The following is a 21706-nucleotide window of genomic DNA, read 5'->3' as shown; positions in this document are numbered from 1 at the left end:
CCCCGTGTTTCTTGCGCAGCACGTGCCCGCGAGCCTACCCGAGAGCCCGGAGTCCTAGCTTTGCTTATCGTGTGCTGAGCTGCGACGACACCCGTTTGCCGGGATCGTTGTTAAGTCGTGATCGACCTGCGCGCCCAGCGTGAATTGGCGACCCCGCCGGGCGGGATGGCAGGATGTCTGTGGCCGCCGTGGGGGGACTTCGGGCGGCGAATCGTGAGGAGTCATCCATGCCATCTACGCCGTTCCAGGGGCCGTTCCTGCGCCGCGGGCTGTTCGCCGTCGTGGCCGCCACCGGCCTGTCCTGTGCCGGGAGCGCCGTTCTGCAGGCGCCGGCGGCCACGGGATCGACGGACCCGTGCGCGGCCAGCGAGGTGGCCCGCACCATCGGTTCGGTCTCCAAGTCGATGGGGGACTACCTGGACTCGCACCCGGAGACCAACCAGGTGATGACCAGCGCCCTGCAGGATCAGGCTGGGCCGCAGTCGCTGGGCACGATCAAGGCGTACTTCGAGGCGAATCCCAAGGTGGCGCTCGACATGCAAGGGCTGGCCAACCCGCTGAACAAGCTGGGCACCCAGTGCAAGCTGCCGATCTCGCTGCCGCAGGCGCTCACCATGGTGCAGGCGGCCCAGGGCGGCCTGCCCGGTCTGCCGGGTGGTGGCGGTGCACCGGCGGCGCCGCTGCCGGGTCCGGCGCCTGCCGGTGCCGCTCCGGTGCCGGGCGTGCCCGCCGTCGCCGCGCCGACCAGTGCGCCCAAGCCGGCGCCCGCGCCGAAGCCGGGCGGTTAACCAGCCGGGTCCAGTGGGGGCAGCGGTCCCTGCAACGCCGAGTCGGCCGGGTCGGCGAAGGCCCTGACGTCCGGTACCCGGAGCTCGGGATCGGTGGGTGGGTCGTCGTCCGAACCGGATTCGCTGAGCTTCTCGGTGCGGAACATGAAGAAGAACACCACCCAGCCGACCGCGGCGATGAACAGCCAGCTGATCAGCCGGTAGATCAGCATCGCCGAGATCGCGTTCGGCAGTCCCATGCCGCTGGACACCAGGCCGGGGACGAGCACGGCCTCCACGACCAGCAGGCCACCCGGCATCAGCGGAATCGTGCCCACCGCGCGGGCCGCCGCGTAGGCGACCGTCAGTCCGGCGACCGACGCGTGATCGCCGGCGGCGTAGGCCGCGAAGCCCAGGCATGCGACGTCGGCGACCCAGTTGAACAGTGACCAGCTGAACGCCACCGCGAGGTCGCGCCGGCTCAGGCTCACCGACTCGAGCTGCATGAGGATCTCGCGCCACTTCTCCAGACCGGTCTCGGCTGGTTTGCCGCGAATGGAATTGACCCACGACAGCACCTTGCTGCCGATCCCTTCGATCAGTTCCGGGCGCGACGCCACCGCCTGCGCCAACAACAGCAGCGCGATGAAACCGCCGAGGGTGAACAGCAACGAGAACGGGTTGTTCTTGGCGCCCAGGAGGAACGCCCCGCCCAACCCCAGCACGGCCAGCCCCACCGCCTGCAGCGCGCCCGACATCACCAGCTGCCACGACGCGACCACGGTGGAGGCGCCCCAGATGCGCTGCTGACGCAGCAGGAACGTCGCCGATATCACCGGGCCGCCGGGCAGCGTCGTGCTCAGCGAATTGGCCGCGTAGAAGGCCGCTTCCGAGCGCAGTTGCCTGACGTGGACTCCGGCGGAACGCAGCAGCGTGCGCTGAATCTGGGCGAAGCTGTGCATCGACGCCGCCGCGGCCACCATCGCGGCGACCAGCCACCACCAGTTGGCTTCGAACAGACTCGTCCATGCCTTGGCCAGCTGATCGCGCACGAGAATCACCTCGACGGCGAGCACGATCGTGACGACGGACAACACCACCCACCGCAGCCACCAGTGTTTGCCGCGCGCAGCCTTCTCGCCCCGGGCGAGGCGTAGTCCCGCAAACTTGCGGGCACCGGCGTCGGACGACATCGCATTAGGGTAGCCGTGCCGGTGCCCGACGCATCGCTGCACGTCGCCGACGTGTCGGCGTTGTTCTGAGGTCGTGACCGGATCGTGGCGGCCGGATTTGCGGGACATCCCGGCTAGGCTGGCTTGATGCCGGCAAATCTGGACGACGAAGCGGTCAGCCCTCTCGTGCGCAAGACCGCAGCGTGGTCTTGGCGACTGCTCGTGATCGTCGCGGCCGCCGTCGCCCTGCTGTGGGTGGTCGACCGGCTCGAAGTCATCGTGGTGCCGGTGTTGCTGGCGCTGATGCTCAGCGCTTTGCTGGTGCCGGCGGTGGACTGGCTGGACGAGCATGGCCTGCCGCGCGGAGCCGCGGTGACGGTGGTGTTGTTGAGCGGGTTCGCGATCCTGGGCGGCATCCTGGCTTTCGTCGTCAGCCAGTTCATCGTCGGCGTGCCCGACCTGGTCAAGCAGGTGGAGCACAGTATCGACAGCAGCCGCAGATGGCTGATCGAGGGACCGGCCCACCTGCGCCGCGAGCAGATCGACAACGCGGGCAACGCCGCGATCGAAGCCCTGCGCAACAATCAGGCCAAGCTGACCAGCGGCGCGCTGTCCACGGCCGCCACCATCACCGAGCTGGTCACGGCGGCCGTGCTGGTGCTGTTCACGCTGATCTTCTTCCTGTACGGCGGCCGCAACATCTGGCAGTACGTGCAGAAGATCTTCCCGGCCCACGTCCGCGATCGCGTGCACGCGGCCGGTCACGCCGGGTACGGCGCCCTGACCGGATACATCCGGGCCACCTTCCTGGTCGCGCTGACCGACGCGGCCGGGGTCGGCGCCGGGTTGGCGATCATGGGGGTGCCGTTGGCGCTGCCGCTGGCCTCCATCGTGTTTCTGGGTGCGTTCGTACCGCTGATCGGTGCCCTGGTGTCAGGTTTGCTGGCCGTGGTGGTGGCACTGCTGGCCAAGGGGATGCTGTACGCGCTGCTGACACTCGGCTTGCTGGTCGTGGTGAATCAGCTCGAGGCGCACATCCTGCAGCCGCTGGTGATGGGCCGTGCAGTGTCGATCCACCCGCTGGCGGTGGTGCTGGCGATCTCAACCGGCGGGGTGCTGGCCGGCATCGTCGGCGCTTTGCTGTCCGTTCCGACGGTGGCGTTCCTGAACAACGCGATGCAGGTGCTGCTGGCCTCCGATCCGGAGGCCGAGGCGGAAAGCCAGAAGGACAACGACGAGGTGTCGGCGATCCTGCAGGCAAAACCGGACAAGCCCGACAGACCCGACGATTAGGGCACCAGATTCCAGCCCTGGTCGACGTCGCCGCCACAGAACCGGGTGGAGACCCACGTCCCGGGGTTGGGTCCGCCCAGGGCCGTGAGGCACCCGTCCAGGCTGATCATGATGTGGCCGTTGGGCTGGGGGTTCCACTGCTGGTTGAACCAGTTCAGGCAGGGCCCGAGGTGCGCCGTCCACCGATCCTCGTTCGGCGATGTCAGGCAATTCCCCGGAAATGCCACGCTCTCCAGCTGAGCGCCGTTCTGATTCCAGCGCTGATTGTCCGAGCCGTTGCAGGGATTGATCACCACCGCGGTCAGCCAGCTGCCGTCCGGTGCGTCCAAGCACACATTGCCCATCCGGCTCTGCACCTGGACGGGGCCGTCGGCGTGGGCGGGAGCGGCGCGGAGTCCGCCGATGCCCGACATTGCGGCGGCTGCGACAACTGCTGCGAAGGCACCGCTGATCGATCGAAAGTTGTGCATAGCCCCGAATAACCCCTAGAGCCGGCCCTCGCGACGCAGCAGGTCCTGCGCGGACAGGCCACCGCCACCGGTGCGCCGCCGGCGCGACGTGTCCACCGTGCTGTCCTCCTGGATACCGCGGGAATTCAGCTTCTCGGTGGCCGTGTCGGAGTCGTCGCCCTCGGCGCGCTGGACCGGCAGGGCGGCGGTCTTGTCGGCCGGATCCGGGGCGGGAGTGGGATCCGGACGGCTACCTGCCACCGGCATCTTGTTGGTCTCGCCGGCAGACGGTGGCGTCGCGTTCTTGGATGCGGGGCCACGGCCGGCCGGCCGCGGTGCCGGGCCGTTGCGGGTCGCCCCGGGCGCCGACAGGCGGGCCGTGGGTGGCTCGGTGGCGGGAGTGGCCCGCACTGGAACCTGCGGGGAGGGCGCCGCGGGCGCGGGTGCCAGCTCCGGCTGGGCCGCCCGTGTCAGTGCGGCCGGGTGCGTCGGGTCGTGCGGCTTGCGTGACGCCCCGGCACCGGCTGCCACCAGTCCGGCCGTCACCGGCGGGCGGGTCTTGGTGGCCGGCCGCTTGCGCTCGTCGGGCAACTGGATCTCACCCAGGCCGATGCGGTTCTGCAGGCGTCGCATCCAGCGCGGTGCCCACCAGCAGTCGTCACCGAGCAGCTTCATCACCGACGGCACCAGGAACATCCGGACCACGGTCGCGTCCAGCAGCAACGCCGCCATCAGACCGAACGCCAGATACTTCATCATCACCAGATCGGAGAACACGAACGAACCCGCAACCACCGCGAGGACCAGCGCGGCCGCGGTGATCAGGCGACCGGTGGTGGCTGTACCGATGCGGATCGATTCCTGGGTGGACATCCCGTTCTCGCGGGCCTCGACCATGCGGGAGACCAGGAACACTTCGTAGTCCGTCGCCAGGCCGTAGCCGACTGCGACCACCAGAGCGATGATCACCACCATCAGCGGCGTCGGCGTGAAATTCAGCAGTCCGGCGCCATGACCTTCGATGAATATCCAGGTCAGGATGCCCATCGTGGACCCGAGCGTCAGCACGCTCATCACCGCCGCCTTGATCGGCAATACCACCGATCCGAAAGCCAGGAACATCAGCACCATGGTCGTGCTGATCAGCACCAACACCATCAGCGGCGCCTTGTCCACCAGGCTGTGAATCGAGTCCTGTTCCAGCGCCGGCGTCCCGCCGACGAGTATCTCGATGCCCTTGGGCGGCGTTATCGCGCGTAACTCTTCGAGCTTTTTGGACGAGTCAGCGGGGTTGAGCAGCCCGTTCTGCAGCACCCGGACAGAAGGGTCCTTGGACCCGCCCGGTGCCTGGGGGCGTTCCTGCCACATGTTCGACGGGTCGTTGTCCTGCTCGATGAACCCGCTGATCTGCATGGCTTTGCTGCGGACGTCCGCAACCTGCTGGTCGGTGACGGGCTGATGGTTGGTCGACTCGATCACGAGCGTCAGCGGATTCGTCCGGTAGCCGGGGAAGAGCTTGTCGAAGTGTTCCTGCGACTGGCGCGCCGCGTTGTTCGGCGGCAGATACTTCTCGCTCATGCCGCCCAGCGACATGTTGCCCAGCGGAATGATCAGCAAGATCATGCCCACGACGATCGGGATCGCGAACGCCAGCGGGCGCTTCATGACGAAGTTCGTCAGCTTGCCCCAGAAGCCCGCTTCGACCTCTTCGCGGGTCTTGGTCTTCTGCAGGCGGTCGGCAAGCCAGTTCAGGTAGGCCCGCGAGACCTTCCAGTTGCGCAGGAAGGGAACCCGGAAAGCGGTGCGCACACCGAGCGCGTCCACGTGCTTGCCGAGAACGCCCAGGCAGGCGGGCAGCAGCGTGATGGACAGGATCGCGGCCAGCGAGACGGCCGTGATCAGGGCGTAGGTCAGTGACTTCACAAAGCCCTGCGGCAGCAACAACAGGCTGGCGCCTGAGGCGGCGATCAGCACCGCCGAGAACACCACGGTGCGGCCCGCAGTCATCACCGTGCGCCGCACCGCGGCCTCGGTGTCGTAGCCCTCGGCGATCTCCTCGCGGAACCGGCTCACCACGAACAACCCGTAGTCCACCGCGATGCCGAGACCGATCAGCGAGACCACCGGCTGGGCGAAGAAGTGCACCGGTCCGAACATCGCGATCAACCGCAGGATGCCCAGCGAACCGGCGATGCTCAGCCCGCCGACCATGACGGGAAGGCAGGCGGCGACCGCGCCGCCGAAGACCAGGAACAACACGACCGCCACCAGCGGCAGGGCCAGCACCTCCATGCGGCGCTGGTCGGTGGCGATGGTGCCCGTCAGCGCGCTGGCGACCGGTTGCAGGCCGGCCAGCTGGACGGTGCCGCCGTCGAGCTTCTGCAGCGCCGGCTCGATGGTCTTGTAGTTGGTCAGGATGGTGTCGTCGTCGTCGCCCTTGAGCGGGATCGAGACGAAGGTGTACTTCTTGTCGTCGGTGGCCATGCCCTTGATGACCGAGCTGGTGCTGTCGGGGGCCCGCAGATACCCGGCCCAGCCGAACACCTCTTTCGGGTGGTCGGCGACGAACTTGTTGAGTTCATCGGTGATCTTCTTCGACCACGCCGGGTCGGTGACGGTCTTGCCGTCGGGCGCTTTGAAGATGGCCACGACGTGGCCGGTCCGGTCGCGGCCGTAGACCTGGTCGCCGAGCACCGACGCCTTGACCGACTGGCTGCCGTCGTCATAGAAACCACTCTGCGTCACGTGCTTGCCCAGGCTGAGACCGAAGATGCCACCGCCCAGGCACAGAGCCACCGTGACCCCGATTACGATGTACCGGATCCGGTACACAGTTCGACCCCACCAGGCGAACACGTAAGCTCCTTACTGGATCTTCAAGATCTTTAAAGACCCGCGTATAGATGTTTGGTTGTCACACACGCGAGGTCAACAGCGATGACAGCGGCCGGAACGGCTGCAGCCAAGCTCCCTGCTCAGGTAGCGAATCTAGGCCGATCCGCGGCAGTGGCTCCCGGAAAACACCTGCAATGTCTTCCAGGTCGACGAACTCCAAGGTATCCGACGCTAGCGCCCAACTGGCGTGTTCACGAAATCCGAGCACTTGAACTGGGGTTCCGGCGCGGGCCACGGCTTCCAGCGGTATTCGGAATGCCTGACCGTCGGCGGAGGCCACCACCAGACCCGCGAGACCTTCTTTGTAGCGCTGGTCGATGTGCTCGAGCATGTCCCGGTCGACGTCGCTGTCCTCGTCGATCTTGGGCTTGGCGAAGACGGCGAAACCCACGTTGCGCAGCGCGTCCACCCAGGGCCGCACCACGTCGGCGCTGCCCGGTGCGATGTTGGTGAACACCGTCGCCTCCGGCTCGACCCGGACGTCCTGCGCCGCGCCGAGTCCGGCCGCGACCGCAGCGGTTCGCGCCAGCAGCCAGCGACCCAGGGCGTCGAACCGGGGGCGCTCCACCCCGGTCGGGCGCCGTCCCAGGATGGAGCCCAGTCCCATGTCCAGGTTCGGGGCGTCCCAGACCAGCAGGACCCGCTTGACCGGTTTGGCCAAACTGGCCAGTCCGTCCTTGGCTACATCGGGGGCCAGTTCCGGCGCCAGGATGGGTGCCAGCGATCCGGGCGTATCGGAGGTTGCCGAGGTGTCGGTGGCCACTTCTTCAGTAATGCTCATGTGCTCAAATCCGCTTCCATACGAACTCGCAGACGTGGCTGCCCGCTTCTTGAGCCTTCGTCTCGTACTTGGTGGTGGGACGATTCACGGAGATCGGTAGTGATTCGGAGTCGGTGCCGGCACGGACGAACCGGGACTGGGCTTCCATCTGCGCACCCACCTCCTCGATGTGCTCGGCGTAACCGGGATGGTCGGTTGCGACGTGCAACACACCACCGGGGAGTAGCCGATCGGCGATGAGGGAAACAGTGCCGGGCTGCAGCAGTCGGCGTTTGTGGTGGCGTGCCTTGGGCCACGGGTCCGGGAAGAAGACCCGGACTCCGATGAGCGACTGCGCAGTGAGCAGGTCTTTGAGCACGTCGATCCCGTTGCCGCGGATCAGCCGGATGTTGCTCACCTGCTCGGCGTCGATGGCGCACAGCAGCTGCGCCAGGCCCCGTCGGTAGATTTCGACCGCGATCACGTCGATATCCGGCTCGGCCTGGGCCATGGCCAGTGTTGACGTGCCGCTGCCGCACCCGATTTCCAGCACCAGCGGGGCGCGGCGGCCGAACCAGGACTCGGTATCCAGAGGGGCGCCCTGGCCGGGCGGGGTGTCGTCGGCCTGTCGGCCGAGTTGCGGCCACAGCCGCTCCCAGGTCTGGCGCTGAGCCTCGGACAGAGCCGAACGCCGAGACCGGAAACTCGTGGCAGGCAGATAGCCCCAGGGCGCGTCGGGCCGTAACCCAACCCCGGGTTGCGCATGCATCCGTCCATGGTGGCCCATGAAGGCCGGGTGTAGCCGCCTGTGGTCCAGATTGATACCCAACAGTTGCCTTCGGCTGGTATCGGGGGATGCCTGGCTCGCGCGCGGCCGAGGTAGATGTCACCATTCGGGGCGGGGTTCGGATGCAGGGAACAGGGGGCAGCACATTTTCGTCGACCAGCTGACGCAATTCGCCCGGAGGGCCGCTGACCAGCGCATTGCGGCGATCGCCGCACGGGTCGCGGCGCCGCTGCGGGTGCGGGTCCGCGGACGCCTGGGGGTGGGTTGCAGCACGGTGGCGCGCGCCCTCGGCCGGTGGTTCACGGTGGTCGAAAGCGGGGCGGACCTCGACGTTCAGGTCATCGCCGAAGTCGTCAAGCCCGAGGACTCGGCCTCGGGTGCGGTGCTTGCGGTGCTGAACAAGGCTGACCTCACCGGGTTCGGCGGCGACGGACCGATGGCGGCGGCGAGCGCGCGGTGCCCGGAGTTCTCTGCGCTGCTCGGCGTGCCGGTGCTGCCGATGAGCGGGTTGCTGGCCCTGGCCGCGCTCGATGATCCAGGCGCGGCGCGCTGGGCGGCGTTGCGTGCGCTGGCCGCGGACCCGGCACCGGCGGCGATTCCGCGGGAGCTGCTGGCAGGAGTGGACCTGTTCGGGATCGCGCTGGCCGTCGCCGCCCTGCGGCAGGGCAGCGGCCCGAAGCAGGTGCGGGCGCTATGGCGCCGGGTCAGCGGGGTCGACGAGGTCGTCGGCCGGATCGTCGCCGCCGGAGCACCGGCGCGCTATCGCCGGATTCTCGATGCCGTCACCGAACTGGAAGCGCTGGCGGTCGGTGATCCGGCCGTAGATGCGTTTCTGAACGCCGACGACACCGTGATCGCCCGGATGGGCGCCGCGCTGGAGGCCGCGCAGGCCTGCGGGCTGCCGCCCGGCCCCGCAGCGCCGCTGCGCCGCGCGCAGCACTGGCAGCGCTACACCCGTTCGGCGCCGGGAGGCGTGCACCGCGCCTGCGGTGTGGACATCGCCAGGGGGGCCCTGCGCCTGTGGGCCGCCGGTCAGGAGCCCCAGTGAGCCGCGACGATCCCGTGGCCCGGGTCGACGCCGTGGTGGCGGCCGTCGGGCCGAAGCTCGGAGCGCCGGCCATCAGGCGGCGCGACGTGGTGCTGGTGACGGGCCCGTGGCTGGCCGGGGTCAGCAGTGTGGCGGCCGCGCTGCGGGAACGCGTTCCGCAGCGCACCTTCGTCGAGTCGGGAGAGCTGGGAACCGGCGACGCGCCGCTGGGCGTGGTGTTCGTGGTGTCGGCCTCGGCTCCGATGACCGCGTCGGACTGCATGCTGCTCGACGCCGCGGCGGAGAACACCGACGCGGTGGTGGCCGTGGTGGCCAAGATCGACGTGCATCTCGGCTGGCGGGACGTGCTCGACACCAACCGGGACACGCTGGCCGCGCACGGGCCCCGCTACGCCAAGGCGCCGTGGGTGGGCGTCGCCGCCGCACCGGAGGTGGGCGCGCCGCAGGTCGACGACCTGGTTGTCACCCTCGTGGCCCAGCTCGCGGATTCCGATCTGAGCCGACGCAACCGGTTGCGGGCCTGGGAGTCGCGACTGCAGACGGTGGCGCGGCGCTTCGACCGGGACGCCGACGGCGCCGGCCGGCAGGCCCGGGTCGACGCCTTGCGCGACCAGCGCAGCGCGGCCCTGCGGCAGCGTCGCCAGTCACGATCCGAACGCACCATCACGCTGCGCGGACAGCTCCAGCAGGCCAGGGTCCAGCTGTCCTACTCGGTACGCAACCAGACCGCGGCGCTGCGCGGCGAACTGCAGGAAGACGTCGCGGCACTGTCCCGGCGCCAGGTCCCCCGGTTCGCCGCGGCCGCCCAGGTGCGGCTCGATGAAGTGGCCGGGGAGATCGCCGCCGGTGCCGACGCTCACCTCGCCGAGGTCGCGGCGGCCATGGGCGTTCCGCTGGATCTGCCGCCCCCCACCGCGCCGGCCGTCCCGGTGTCGGCCCCCTCACTGAAGTCGCGCCGCCTCGAGATGCGGCTGCTGATGGTCTTCGGCGCCGTGTTCGGGCTCGGCGTGGCGCTGACGCTGAGCCGGCTGATCTCCGGGCTGACTCTTGGCCTGCACCCGGGGCTGACGGCCGCCGGGATCGCGGCCTGCGTGGCGCTGGGACTGGCGACGACGGCGTGGGTGGTCACCGTCCGCAGCCTGCTCAGCGACCGCGCGGTGCTCGACCGCTGGGTGGGGGAGGCGACGTCGTCGCTGCGTTCGGTCGCCGAACAGCTGGTGGCCAGCCGGATCCTGGCCGCCGAATCCCTCTTGAGCACTGCGGTCGCCGCGCACGACGACGCCGAGAACGTGCGGGTCACCGACCACGTGAGCGCCATCGACGGCGAACTGCGTGAGCATGCCCTGGCCGCCGCCCGCGCCGCGGCGGTGCGCGACCGCGAAATGCCGACCATCCAGGCCGCGCTCACCGCGGTACGTGCAGAACTCGGCGAACCGGGTACACCGACGGGGCGGGGGATTGTCCGGGCCGAAACCTCGCTGCGCTACGAAAACAGACCTTTCTGAATCGGTCTTGTGAGCAGGCTTATACCCTCCTGGGACTTACGCGACAAGTGATGCGCGATAATCTGAATAAGAAAGCGTTAAGTGTGCTGAACACGCATGCCACTGAAACAGACGAATACCGAGCAGCAGAATTCAGGAGAGTTCGATGACCTCAGCGACCATCCCCGGCCTGGACACCGCACCCACCAACCATCAGGGGCTGCTGTCCTGGGTGCAGGAGGTTGCCGAACTCACCCAGCCCGACCGGGTGGTGTTCACCGACGGTTCGGAGGAGGAGTTCCAGCGGCTCGCCGACCAGCTCGTCGCGGCGGGCACGTTCAAGCGGCTCAACCCCGAGAAGCACCACAACTCCTACCTGGCGCTGTCCGACCCGTCCGATGTCGCCCGCGTCGAGTCCCGCACCTTCATCTGCTCCGAGCGTGAGATCGACGCCGGTCCGACCAACAACTGGAAAGACCCGAGCGAGATGCGCTCGCTGATGACGGACCTGTACCGCGGTTCCATGCGCGGCCGCACCATGTACGTGGTGCCGTTCTGCATGGGTCCGCTGGGTGCCGAGGACCCCAAGCTCGGTGTCGAGATCACCGACTCGGAGTACGTGGTGGTCTCGATGCGCACCATGACCCGGATGGGCCAGGCCGCGCTCGAGAAGATCGGCGACGACGGCTTCTTTGTGAAGGCACTGCACTCGGTGGGTGCGCCTCTGGAGGAGGGCCAGCAGGACGTCCCGTGGCCGTGCAACGACACCAAGTACATCACCCACTTCCCGGAGACCCGCGAGATCTGGAGCTACGGGTCCGGCTACGGCGGCAACGCGCTGCTGGGCAAGAAGTGCTACTCACTGCGCATCGCCTCGGCCATGGCCCACGACGAGGGCTGGCTGGCCGAGCACATGCTGATCCTCAAGCTCATCTCCCCGGAGAACAAGGCGTACTACTTCGCCGCGGCCTTCCCGTCGGCGTGTGGCAAGACGAACCTGGCGATGCTGCAGCCCACCATCCCCGGTTGGCGCGCCGAGACCCTCGGTGACGACATCGCATGGATGCGGTTCGGCAAGGACGGCCGTCTGTACGCCGTCAACCCCGAGTTCGGCTTCTTCGGCGTCGCGCCGGGCACCAACTGGAAGTCCAACCCGAACGCCATGCGCACCATCGCCGGCGGCAACACCGTGTTCACCAACGTCGCGCTGACCGACGACGGCGACGTGTGGTGGGAGGGCCTGGAAGGCGACCCGCAGCACCTGATCGACTGGAAGGGCAACGACTGGTACTTCCGCGAGACGGAGACCAACGCGGCCCACCCCAACTCCCGCTACTGCACCCCGATGTCGCAGTGCCCGATCCTGGCCCCCGAGTGGGACGACCCGCAGGGTGTGCCGATCTCCGGCATCCTGTTCGGCGGCCGCCGCAAGACGACGGTTCCGCTGGTCACCGAGGCCCGCGACTGGCAGCACGGCGTGTTCATCGGCGCCACCCTGGGCAGCGAGCAGACCGCCGCGGCCGAGGGCAAGGTCGGCAATGTGCGACGCGACCCGATGGCCATGCTGCCGTTCCTCGGCTACAACGTCGGTGACTACCTGGGCCACTGGATCAACCTGGGCAAGAACGCCGACGACTCCAAGCTGCCGAAGGTGTTCTTCGTCAACTGGTTCCGCCGTGGCGACGACGGCCGCTTCCTGTGGCCGGGCTTCGGCGAGAACAGCCGCGTGCTGAAGTGGATCGTCGACCGCATCGAGCACAAGGCCGGCGGGCGCACCACCCCGATCGGCACGGTCCCCGCAGTGGAGGACATGGACCTCGACGGGCTCGAAGCAGACGCCGCGGACGTGGCCGAGGCGCTGAAGGTCAACACCGACGAGTGGCGGGAGGAGATCCCGCTGATCGAGGAGTGGCTGGAATTCGTCGGCGAGAAGCTGCCCACCGGCATTCGCGACGAGTTCGACGCGCTCAAGGAGCGGTTGCGCGAAGCGGAGTAGCAGCTGGCACACCGGTTCTGCGGAAACGTAAATTTCCGCTGCGCTGCGTCGTAGGATCCCTCGCTGTCGACACTCGAACGCGAGAGGGGTCCACTGGTGAACTTTGCGGTGCTGGCACCCGAAGTCATTTCGGCGCAGATGTATTCCGGCGCAGGCTCCGAACCCATGTTGGGCGCCGCTGCGGCCTGGTCCGGATTGGGTGAGGAGTTGGGCTGTGCCGCAGACTCTTTCGCGTCGGTGACCGCGGGATTGACCGGCGGCCCCTGGCAGGGTCCGGCGGCGGCCGCGATGACGACGGTGGCCACCAGGTACACAAGCTTTTTGACCGAGGCGGCAACCCGCGCAGTAACGGCGGCCACCCAGGCCAAGGCGGTGGCGGGCGTCTTCGAGGCCGCGAAGGCGGCCGTTGCCCATCCGATGGCGGTGCGGGCCAACCGCATGCAATTCGTCTCGGCAATCCGGTCCAATTTCCTCGGCCTCAACTTTCCGCTGATCGCCGCCATCGAGGGCGCATACGACGAACTCTGGGCCCAGAATGTGTCCGCGCTGGCGGCTTACCACACCGGAGCCTCGGCGGCGGCCGCCCAGATCGCGCCGTGGCAGGAGGCGCTGGGTGACTTCGGCGCGCGCATCGGCCGGGTGGTCGAAACCGACAAGGCGATGATCGAGGCCCGGGCAGCGGCCAACTCGGCCGAGATCGCCGACGCGGCGCGCTTCACCCGGGACGCTGTCAATAAGGCGTTCGTCGAAGCGCGCTTCGGTCCGGGACGCTTGTGGGGGCCGTTGCGCTCGGCAGTCGCTTATGACGCACAGACGGCCGGGCGGTTGCTCGTCGAGAACGCCGCCCTGCCCGGGCAGATCGTTTCCAAGAACATCGAGATACTGGCGGCGCCCGGCAACAGGCCCCCGGCCACCGCGCCGGCCGCCGACCTCGGCGGCCTGCTGCAGATGGACGCGGCCACAATCGGTCGCGTGGTCAGCGACAACCAGGTGCAGCTGTCGAGCGCGGCGGCAGTGACGGAAAGCAGCCTGCGGGCAGCGGAGGCCGCCGTCGTGGGCGGCGATCCAGTTGCCGCGGCCAGGGATGTCGCCGCTGCGGTTGCCTACGATGCGGACACCGTGGCGCGCCTGGGCATCGAAGATCTCTCGTTGCCGGCGGAACTGATTCGTGAAGACATCGGGTACCTGACCGGCGCGCCCGCAGCGGCCGCCGTGCTGCCCGGCTGACGCGGCCGGTCAGCCCGTCAGGGCCGCCAGGGTCGCCAGGGTCGACACCGCCATCAGTGCCGCCGGTGTAGCTGAAAAGACTAGTTTGCGGAAACGTTAATTTTGCGCACGGTTTGGTCGTAGGATTTCTTGCTATCGGCACGGGGGCTGCCGGATGCGAGAGGATCCACCGATGAACTTTGCGGTATTGGCACCCGAAATCACCTCGGCGCAAATGTATTCCGGTGCGGGATCCGGGCCGATGCTGGGTGCGGCTGCGGCGTGGACCGGCTTGAGCGACGAGTTGGGCAGCGCTGCTGATTGCTTCGGGTCGGTGACTGCCGGGTTAGCTGGTGGTCCTTGGCAGGGGCCCTCGTCGGTGGCGATGACGGCAGTGGCCGCCAAATATGCGGGTTTTCTCGGCGAAGCGGCGACCCGTGCCGCCACCGCTGCCACCCAGGCCAACGCGGTAGCGGGGATTTTCGAGGCGGCGAAAGCCGCCGTGGCGCATCCGATGACGGTGCGAACCAATCGTGTGCAGTTCGTGTCCGCGGTGCGGTCGAACTTTTTGGGTCTCAACGGTCCGCTGATTGCGGCCATCGAGGGTGCGTATGACGAGCTGTGGGCCCAGAATGTGTCCGCACTCGCGAGCTACCACGGTGCAGCCTCAGCGGCGGCGGCGCAAATTGCCCCGTGGCAGAAGGACCTGGCGGATGTCAGCACCCTCGTCGGCCGGCTGAACGCGGCGAACGGTGCGACTCTGGCTGCCACGGCGACGGCGAACGCGGCCGAGATCTCGGGTGCGGCACGATTCACCAGGGACATGGCGACGGAGGCGGGCGCGGATCTGAGCGCCGGTCGCGTCATGCCGGCGGTGCAGAAGGTCGGTTCGGCCATCGCCTACGACGCCCAGGCCGCGGGCAACGTCCTGGCCAGAACCGCGAGTGTGCCGGCGCAGTTGGTCGGCCAAGACCTCGAGATCCTGGCGTCATCCGAGTTTGGCGAGAGCCTCAGGGATCGCCTCATCCGGCTTGGCTACCCGCCCGACTACTTGGACTACATCCGTAACGTTCGGCCGACGGTGCAAGGCTGACCCGGATTGTTGGGGTTTGCCAAATCCATAGTTTCGGGTCAACGAAAACAAAATTATACCTAGTTGATCAGCAAATACAGGTCACCGACATCGAGAAACTCGTAGCTTCGCTAAGTTGCCAGACGATCCAAATAAGGTTAGCCTCGGGGTAGCGAAGGGGAGTAGTTCCAGATCGCCGGCCTGGTTACCGGCGGCTGCGGATGGTCGACATACTGGCGGCTTCGGTCGCCCGGTCATCCACCGGGGAGTTTTCCGGCGAGCGAGACCTTCGGCCGACACAACGTCGGTCCGAAGTCTCGCCACCGCCGACGGGGCCCCGGACCGCAGGAACCGAAGGACGCTAATGGCTTTGATCGCCGAACGCCGTCGGACCCGGACACCCGCAGACCTGCTGCTGCGCTCGCTGCTCACCACCGCGATCTTCATCGCTCCCGCGCTCGTCGTGCGCTGCGCCGGGCTGCATCCCGCACCCGTGCTGTCGCTGGTCGTCTACGGCGCGGCCGTCGTCGCGGCGAGTTTCCTGCTGGCCTGGGCGGCCGAGGCGGCGCAACTCGACGTGTCCGGCGGCCTGGCCATCGCGGTGCTGGCGCTGATCGCCGTGCTGCCCGAATACGCCGTCGACCTCTACTACGCCTACCAGTCCGGCTCGCACGCCGAGTACACCCAGTACGCCGCGGCCAATATGACCGGCTCCAACCGGTTGTTGATGGGCCTGGGCTGGCCGGTGGTGGTGCTGGTGGCGCTGTGGGTCGCGCGCAGGACGGGCGGGCCGACGGCTGCGCTGCGGCTCGAGCGCGGCAACCGGGTGGAACTGGGGTTCCTGCTCGTCGCGGGGATCGTCGCCTTCCTCGTGCCGGCGACCGGCCGTATCCACATCACCCTGGGCGTCGCACTGCTGGCCTGGTTCGGTTTCTACCTTTACAAGCTCAGCCGCGGCGCCGTGGAGGAGCCCGAGTTGATGGGCACCGCCGCGGCCCTGGGTGGGCTACCGGAGCGGGCCCGTCGCGCCGCGGTCATCACCCTGTTCGCCGTCGCCGCCGGGGTCATCCTGGCGTGCGCAAAACCCTTCGCGGAGAGCCTGATCGGCGCCGGCACCGAGCTGGGTGTCGACCGGTTCCTGCTGGTGCAGTGGCTGGCGCCGCTCGCTTCGGAAGCGCCGGAGTTCGTGATCGCGATCATCTTCGCCAGCCGCGGCAAGGGCACCGCCGCGATCGCGACGCTGATCTCCTCGAAGGTCAACCAGTGGACGCTGCTGGTGGGTTCGTTGCCGATTGCCCACCTGGTAGGCGGCGGCGCCGACCAGCTGGTCCTGGACGGCCGGCAGGTCGAAGAGATGCTGCTGACTGCGACCCAGACCCTGATGGGGGTGGCGCTGATCCTGGCGCTGCGCTTCCACCGCTGCACGGCGTGGGCGTTGCTGACGCTGTTCCTGGTGCAGTTCCCGGTCGCCTCGACCGAGGCTCGGCTGGCGCTGAGCGGGGTGTATGCGATGGTCGCCGTGGTCGCGCTGGTGGTGAACCGCCGGCAGGTGTTGCCCACGCTGCGCGCACCGTTGCGCGGCTGACTCGTAGAGTTCAGCCATGCAGATTCGCCCGCATGCGCTGGCTCATCCCGACAAGCCCGCCGTCATCCTGTACCCGTCCGGCACCGTGGTGACCTTCGGTGAGCTCGAGGCCCGCGCGAACCGGCTGGCGCACTACTTCCGGCAGGCCGGGCTGCGCGAGGGTGACGCCATCGCCATCTTGATGGAGAACAACGAGCACATGCACGCCGTCATGTGGGCGGCGCGGCGCAGCGGGTTGTACTACGTGCCGATCAACACCCATCTGACCGCGGCCGAGGCGGCGTACATCATCGACAACAGCAACGCCAGGGCCATCGTCGGGTCGGCGGCGCTGCGCGACGTGTGCGCGGGGCTCGGCGACCATCTGCCCAACGGTCTGCCCGATGTGCTGCTGCTCGCCGACGGTGCCCTGGAGGGCTGGCAGCGCTATCCGGAATGCGTTGCGGATCAACCGGATACCCCGATCCCGGACGAGATCGAGGGTGACCTGTTGCAATACTCCTCGGGCACCACCGGCCGGCCCAAAGGCATCAAACGTGAACTGCCGCATGTGCCGCCGGAAGACGCGCCGGGCATGATGTCGGCGCTGGTCGGGTTCTGGATGGACCCCGACACGGTCTACCTGAGCCCCGCGCCGTTGTACCACACGGCGCCGTCGGTGTGGTCCCTGACGGTGCAGGCGGCCGGCCTGACCACCGTGGTGATGGAGAAGTTCGATCCCGAGGGGACGTTGGACGCGATCCAGCGGCACCGGGTGACGCACGGGCAGTTCGTCCCGGCCATGTTCGTGCGGATGCTCAAACTGCCGGAAGCGGTGCGTAATTCGTACGATCTGTCCAGTTTGAAGCGGGTCATGCATGCGGCCGCGCCGTGTCCGGTGCTGATCAAGAAGCAGATGATGGAGTGGTGGGGGCCGATCGTCGACGAGTACTACGCCTCCTCGGAGGCGATCGGTTCGACGCTGATCACCGCCGAGGACTGGCTGGCCCATCCCGGCTCGGTCGGCAAACCGATGTCCGGCGCGTTGCACATCCTGGGGCCCGACGGCAAAGAGTTGCCACCCGGTCATCCGGGCGAGATCTATTTCGAAGGCGGGTATTCGTTCGAGTACCTCAACGACCCGTCGAAGACCGCCGCGTCGCGGGACACGCACGGCTGGATGACGGTCGGGGACATCGGGTTTCTCGACGAAGAGGGCTACCTGTACCTCACCGACCGCCGTCACCACATGATCATCTCCGGCGGGGTGAACATCTATCCGCAGGAGACCGAGAACCTGCTGGTCACCCATCCGAAGGTGTTGGACGCGGCCGTATTCGGCGTTCCCGACGACGAGATGGGCCAGCGGGTGATGGCGGCGGTGCAGACCGTCGACCCGGCTGATGCCAACGAGGCGTTCGCCGAGGAGCTGTCGGGCTGGTTGCGAGAACGGTTGGCGCACTTCAAGTGTCCGCGGTCGATTGCGTTCGAGGCGCAGCTGCCGCGTACCGACACCGGCAAGCTCTACAAGAACGAGTTGATCGAGAAGTATTCGGTGTGACCCTGCGGGTGGTCGATCTGTCCAGCGCGCCGGAGCCCGATGTGGCGGCGCCGCCGGGTGTGATCGTCGCCCACGGGTCGCCGCACAGCGAGTACTGGCTGGACACAGCGACTTTCACGCTGTCCGAGCACCGATGTGACGATCCCCGGGTGGTCACCGTGGATTCGGTGCCGCGGGTTTTGTCCGAGCTGACGCAACGCTGCCAACAGTGGCCGATCGCCAGTGCGGTCTGCGACGACGTACTGCGCTCTTTGGACCCGGCCGGCGCCACGCTGGGCGGTCTGGTCACCGAGTCACTGGCCTATTCGACCTTGCAGGCCGGACCCGAATTCGCCCGCTGGCTGTCCCAGCGCGGACCGGCGCGGGTCCCGGACAGCGCCGAACCCGTTACGGTGCAACGCGACGACGACATCCTGCGCATCAGCTTCAACCGCCCGGACCGGCACAACGCCTTCTGCACCGGCACGCGTGCGGCGCTGCTGGAGGCACTGGCCGTCGCGCAGCTCGATCCGTCGATCGCCGGAATCGTGTTGGGCGGCAACGGTCCGTCCTTCTGCAGTGGGGGAGACCTCGCCGAGTTCGGCTCCTTCGCCGACCCGGCCAGCGCCCACCTGGCGCGCACCCGGCACAGTCCTGCCCTGGTGCTCGACGAACTCACCGGCCGGCTCGGCCGGGCCTGTCGCGCTCAGGTGCACGGGCGGGTGCTGGGCAGCGGGCTGGAGATGGCCGCATTCTGCGGGTGGGTGCAGGCGGCGCCGGACACCGTATTCGGACTGCCCGAGTTGAGCCTGGGGTTGTTACCCGGTGCCGGCGGCACGGTCAGTGTCACCCGGCGGATAGGCCGTTGGCGCACCGCATATCTCGTGCTCTCGGGTCACACCGTCGAGGCGCAGACGGCGCGGGCGTGGGGTCTGGTGGACGCGATCGGCTTTGCTCAGTACCCGGAATAGGTGGTGTACGTCGTCTGGATGTGGTTGTCGATCGAGACGGCCGCCGCGATCAGGACGACGTAGAGGATGATCGACACCACGATCACCACCGCACCCACGATGGCGCTGATGATCGCCCACTTCTTGGCATTGCGGGAGGCTTCCTGGGCTTCGCCGTAGCGCCCCTGTGCCCACAGTCCGGAGACCTTGGTGGAGTAGACGATCGACACGATGCCGGCCGGCAGACAGCACAGCACCGTGCTCAGAATCGCCCACACCAGGTAGTTGTCCGGTTCCGGTCCGGCGCCGTACGCGGGCGGCCCGCCGTAGCTCGGCGGCGGCTGGCCCTGCCAACCCGGGTTGGCGCCGTACGGGTCCGACGGATAACTCATGGCCGCTGCCTTCCCTTGGGTCGCCACTTTGCTGGTGCCTCGCGGCGAAGTCAGGCAAATATAGCGCACCCCACGGCACGCGGGCAGTGCGAAACGGACCCCCCGTCGCGGTCAGATGCCGCCGCGTGACACCAGCTGCGCGGCGATCACGTTGCGCTGGATCTCGTTGGTGCCCTCGCCGACGATCATCAGGGGCGCGTCACGGAAATAACGCTCGACGTCGTATTCGGTGGAGTAGCCGTAGCCGCCGTGGATGCGAACGGCGTTCAACGCGATCTCCATGGCCGCCTCCGAGGCGAACAGCTTGGCCATGCCCGCCTCCATGTCGCACCGCTCGCCGCTGTCGTAGCGGCGCGCGGCATAGTGGGTGAGCTGACGGGCGGCGGTGAGTTTCGTTGCCATATCAGCCAAATAGTGCCCGACCGCCTGGTGCTTCCAGATCGGCTGGCCGAAACTCTCGCGCTGCTGGGCGTATTCGAGCGCGTCGGCCAGCGCCGCGGTGGCCACGCCCAGCGCGCGTGCGGCCACCTGGATCCGCCCCGTCTCCAGGCCCTTCATCATCTGCGAAAAGCCTGCTCCCATAACGCCTCCCAGTACCGCAGACGCCGGAACCCGGAAGTCGTCGAAGGAAAGTTCGCATGATTCGACACCCTTGTACCCGAGCTTGGGTAGATCCCGCGACACCGTCAGGCCCGGCCCGTGCTCGACCAGCAGCACCGAGATGCCCCGATGTCGCGGGGTGGCGTTCGGGTCGGTCTTGGCCAGCAGCGCGATCAGTCCGGAGCGACGTGCATTGCTGATCCACGTCTTGGAACCGTTGACCATCAACGTATCCGGGTCGGTGGCCGGTAGTGCGGTGGTGGTCATATTCTGCAGATCTGAGCCACCGCCCGGCTCAGTGAGCGCCATCGTGGCCCGCAGTTCACCAGTCGCCATGGGCGGCAGGTACTTTCGCTTCTGCTCCGGGGTGCCGAACAGGGTCAGCAGCTTGGCGACGACGGTGTGCCCGCCCATCGCGCCGGCCAGGCTCATCCAGCCGCGTGCGAGTTCCTGAGTGACCTCGACGTAGCACGGCATCGACACCGGCGAACCGCCGTACTCCTCGTCGATGGCCAGGCCGTAGATGCCGATACGTTTCATCTGCTCGATCCAGGCCTCGGGATAGGCGTTGGCGTGCTCGACCTCGCGCACGGTGGGCCGCACGTCGCGGTCGATGAACGCGCGCACGGTGGCCACCAGCATCGCTTCGTCGTCGTTGAGTTCAGTGCTCACTGCCGGCACCCCTCTCTGGGTCGGGCGTGGTTGACCCTCGCTGAGACAGCCTGCCAGCATGACAACTCGTGACAGACGGGTATACGGCGGTGCGCGCAGGCGGGCCCTATTTCGACGACCTCTTCGTGGGGCAGGCGTTCGACTGGGCGCCTTCGGCCACGCTGTCGCCCGGCCTGGCCGCCGCCCACCAGGCCATCATCGGCGACCGGCTGCGGTTGGCGCTGGACGCCGACCTGTGCTTCGCGGTAACGGGGGCGCCGGCCGCGCTGGCGCACCCGGGACTGGTGTGCGACGTGGCGATCGGGCAGTCGACGGTGGCCACTCAGCGGGTCAGGGCCAACCTGTTCTACCGCGGGTTGACGTTCCACCGGTTTCCGGTGATCGGTGACACCCTGTACACCCGAACCGAAGTCGTGGGTCTGCGCGCCAACACGGCCAAGCCGGGCCGGGCGCCCACGGGCATGGCGACGCTGCGCATGACGACGATCGACCAGGCCGATCAGCTGGTGCTGGACTTCTACCGCTGCGCAATGCTGCCGGCCGGCCCGGACTGGACGCCCGGGGACGCCGCGACCCGCACCGACGATCTGGCTGCTTTCGTGGCGACACCGCCGGGCGTCCGCCCGACCGAAGCCTGGAACGGCGAGGCGTTCCGCCGCAAGGTGCCCGGGCCGCATTTCGACCCCGGCCTGGCGGGGACGGTGCTGCGCAGCACCGCCGACGTGGTCAGCAGCGCTCCCGAGCTGGCCCGGCTCACGCTGAATATCGCCGCCACGCACCATGATTCGCGGGTTGGCGGGCAGCGGCTGGTGTACGGCGGACACACCATAGGGCTGGCGTTCGCGCAGGCCAACCGGCTGCTGCCGAACCTGGTCACGGTGCTGGGCTGGGAGTCCTGCGATCACACCGGCCCGGTGCACGAGGGCGACACGTTGTACAGCGAGCTGCACGTCGAATCGGCCGACTCGGGCGTACTGGGGCTGCGGTCGCTGGTCTACGCCACCGGCGAGCCGGACCGGCAGGTGCTGGACTGGCGCTTCAGCGCGCTGCAGTTCTAGA

General features: G+C 68.1%; 18 protein-coding genes. 11 read left to right on the top strand and 7 right to left on the bottom strand.

What is annotated here, in order from left to right:
* The first annotated feature begins 227 nt into the window (after window positions 1–227).
* Complete coding sequence (locus tag QXH22_RS11425) at window positions 228–788, top strand: hemophore (protein WP_306275614.1); 561 nt, start codon at window positions 228–230, stop codon at window positions 786–788.
* Here the strand turns inward: QXH22_RS11425 and QXH22_RS11420 are convergent.
* Window positions 785–1960, bottom strand: coding sequence for a YbhN family protein (locus QXH22_RS11420; RefSeq protein ID WP_306243185.1), 1176 nt, complete (start codon window positions 1958–1960; stop codon window positions 785–787). The genes QXH22_RS11425 and QXH22_RS11420 overlap by 4 nt on opposite strands.
* Window positions 1961–2086: 126 nt before the next feature.
* On the opposite strand from QXH22_RS11420, the gene QXH22_RS11415 reads away from it, so the two are divergent.
* On the top strand, window positions 2087–3232 hold the full coding sequence (locus tag QXH22_RS11415) for an AI-2E family transporter (protein WP_306243183.1): 1146 nt from the start codon (window positions 2087–2089) through the stop codon (window positions 3230–3232).
* Here QXH22_RS11415 and QXH22_RS11410 read toward each other — a convergent pair.
* From QXH22_RS11410 to trmB, 4 genes are read right to left on the bottom strand one after another with little or no spacing between them, the layout of a single operon-like run.
* Complete coding sequence (locus QXH22_RS11410; RefSeq protein ID WP_371934183.1) at window positions 3229–3702, bottom strand: RICIN domain-containing protein; 474 nt, start codon at window positions 3700–3702, stop codon at window positions 3229–3231. The genes QXH22_RS11415 and QXH22_RS11410 overlap by 4 nt on opposite strands.
* A gap of 15 nt (window positions 3703–3717) precedes the next feature.
* The gene (locus QXH22_RS11405) at window positions 3718–6537 is read right to left on the bottom strand and encodes an MMPL family transporter (protein ID WP_306243181.1); all 2820 of its coding nucleotides are present in this window, start codon (window positions 6535–6537) and stop codon (window positions 3718–3720) included.
* Between the two features lie 58 nt (window positions 6538–6595).
* Entirely contained in the window at window positions 6596–7357 is a 762-nt protein-coding gene (locus tag QXH22_RS11400; protein WP_306243179.1) for an NYN domain-containing protein, read from the bottom strand.
* Window positions 7358–7361: 4 nt separating this feature from the next.
* Complete coding sequence (gene trmB, locus QXH22_RS11395) at window positions 7362–8123, bottom strand: tRNA (guanosine(46)-N7)-methyltransferase TrmB (protein WP_306243178.1); 762 nt, start codon at window positions 8121–8123, stop codon at window positions 7362–7364.
* 145 nt (window positions 8124–8268) lie between these two features.
* Here trmB and QXH22_RS11390 point away from each other — a divergent pair, with 145 nt between their 5' ends.
* The 8 genes from QXH22_RS11390 to QXH22_RS11355 all read left to right on the top strand — a co-directional run bounded on the left by QXH22_RS11390 (window position 8269) and on the right by QXH22_RS11355 (window position 19004).
* Window positions 8269–9171 (top strand): hypothetical protein, encoded by a 903-nt coding sequence (locus tag QXH22_RS11390; protein WP_306244500.1) that lies wholly within the window; start codon window positions 8269–8271, stop codon window positions 9169–9171.
* On the top strand, window positions 9168–10676 hold the full coding sequence (locus QXH22_RS11385; protein ID WP_306275612.1) for a hypothetical protein: 1509 nt from the start codon (window positions 9168–9170) through the stop codon (window positions 10674–10676). The genes QXH22_RS11390 and QXH22_RS11385 overlap by 4 nt, the downstream gene beginning before the upstream one ends.
* A 145-nt stretch (window positions 10677–10821) precedes the next feature.
* The gene (locus QXH22_RS11380) at window positions 10822–12651 is read left to right on the top strand and encodes a phosphoenolpyruvate carboxykinase (GTP) (RefSeq protein WP_306275611.1); all 1830 of its coding nucleotides are present in this window, start codon (window positions 10822–10824) and stop codon (window positions 12649–12651) included.
* Window positions 12652–12747: 96 nt separating this feature from the next.
* Window positions 12748–13878, top strand: coding sequence for a PPE family protein (locus tag QXH22_RS11375; RefSeq protein ID WP_306275610.1), 1131 nt, complete (start codon window positions 12748–12750; stop codon window positions 13876–13878).
* A gap of 172 nt (window positions 13879–14050) precedes the next feature.
* Window positions 14051–14950, top strand: a complete 900-nt coding sequence (locus tag QXH22_RS11370) for a PPE family protein (protein WP_306243171.1) — start codon at window positions 14051–14053, stop codon at window positions 14948–14950.
* 343 nt (window positions 14951–15293) lie between these two features.
* Window positions 15294–16514: a sodium:proton exchanger gene (locus QXH22_RS11365; protein ID WP_306275609.1), complete on the top strand. Its 1221-nt coding sequence runs from the start codon at window positions 15294–15296 to the stop codon at window positions 16512–16514.
* A 16-nt stretch (window positions 16515–16530) separates the two neighbouring features.
* Window positions 16531–18054 carry a fatty-acid--CoA ligase FadD4 gene (gene fadD4 / locus QXH22_RS11360; RefSeq protein ID WP_306275608.1) on the top strand — a complete coding sequence of 508 codons (1524 nt, stop codon included), beginning with the start codon at window positions 16531–16533 and terminating at the stop codon, window positions 18052–18054.
* Window positions 18055–18056: 2 nt separating this feature from the next.
* Window positions 18057–19004, top strand: coding sequence for an enoyl-CoA hydratase/isomerase family protein (locus tag QXH22_RS11355; protein ID WP_306276018.1), 948 nt, complete (start codon window positions 18057–18059; stop codon window positions 19002–19004).
* Here the strand turns inward: QXH22_RS11355 and QXH22_RS11350 are convergent.
* Together QXH22_RS11350 and QXH22_RS11345 are read right to left on the bottom strand one after the other, a co-directional pair.
* Window positions 18989–19375 (bottom strand): CD225/dispanin family protein, encoded by a 387-nt coding sequence (locus tag QXH22_RS11350; RefSeq protein ID WP_306243165.1) that lies wholly within the window; start codon window positions 19373–19375, stop codon window positions 18989–18991. The two genes, QXH22_RS11355 and QXH22_RS11350, sit on opposite strands and share 16 nt — an antisense overlap.
* Window positions 19376–19486: 111 nt before the next feature.
* Window positions 19487–20707, bottom strand: a complete 1221-nt coding sequence (locus QXH22_RS11345; protein WP_306275607.1) for an acyl-CoA dehydrogenase family protein — start codon at window positions 20705–20707, stop codon at window positions 19487–19489.
* A gap of 8 nt (window positions 20708–20715) precedes the next feature.
* Between QXH22_RS11345 and QXH22_RS11340 the strand changes: the two genes are divergently transcribed.
* Window positions 20716–21705, top strand: coding sequence for a MaoC family dehydratase (locus QXH22_RS11340; protein ID WP_306275606.1), 990 nt, complete (start codon window positions 20716–20718; stop codon window positions 21703–21705).
* Window position 21706 lies beyond the last annotated feature (1 nt).

Source organism: Mycobacterium sp. TY814 (assembly GCF_030755175.1).
Classification (GTDB): Bacteria; Actinomycetota; Actinomycetes; order Mycobacteriales; family Mycobacteriaceae; genus Mycobacterium.
Note: the sequence above shows the minus strand (reverse complement) of the source record. Positions and strands in the feature narration are given on the sequence as shown.

Excerpts from the sequence above, each read along its gene's own strand:
- QXH22_RS11415 (WP_306243183.1), top strand. The coding sequence starts at position 2,087 with ATGCCGGCAAATCTGGACGACGAAGCGGTCAGCCCTCTCGTGCGCAAG.
- QXH22_RS11380 (WP_306275611.1), top strand. The coding sequence starts at position 10,822 with ATGACCTCAGCGACCATCCCCGGCCTGGACACCGCACCCACCAACCAT.
- QXH22_RS11410 (WP_371934183.1), bottom strand. The coding sequence starts at position 3,702 with ATGCACAACTTTCGATCGATCAGCGGTGCCTTCGCAGCAGTTGTCGCA.
- QXH22_RS11365 (WP_306275609.1), top strand. The coding sequence starts at position 15,294 with ATGGCTTTGATCGCCGAACGCCGTCGGACCCGGACACCCGCAGACCTG.
- QXH22_RS11370 (WP_306243171.1), top strand. The coding sequence starts at position 14,051 with ATGAACTTTGCGGTATTGGCACCCGAAATCACCTCGGCGCAAATGTAT.
- QXH22_RS11400 (WP_306243179.1), bottom strand. The coding sequence starts at position 7,357 with ATGAGCATTACTGAAGAAGTGGCCACCGACACCTCGGCAACCTCCGAT.
- QXH22_RS11350 (WP_306243165.1), bottom strand. The coding sequence starts at position 19,375 with ATGAGTTATCCGTCGGACCCGTACGGCGCCAACCCGGGTTGGCAGGGC.
- QXH22_RS11420 (WP_306243185.1), bottom strand. The coding sequence starts at position 1,960 with ATGTCGTCCGACGCCGGTGCCCGCAAGTTTGCGGGACTACGCCTCGCC.
- trmB (WP_306243178.1), bottom strand. The coding sequence starts at position 8,123 with ATGGGCCACCATGGACGGATGCATGCGCAACCCGGGGTTGGGTTACGG.
- QXH22_RS11425 (WP_306275614.1), top strand. The coding sequence starts at position 228 with ATGCCATCTACGCCGTTCCAGGGGCCGTTCCTGCGCCGCGGGCTGTTC.
- fadD4 (WP_306275608.1), top strand. The coding sequence starts at position 16,531 with ATGCAGATTCGCCCGCATGCGCTGGCTCATCCCGACAAGCCCGCCGTC.
- QXH22_RS11345 (WP_306275607.1), bottom strand. The coding sequence starts at position 20,707 with ATGCTGGCAGGCTGTCTCAGCGAGGGTCAACCACGCCCGACCCAGAGA.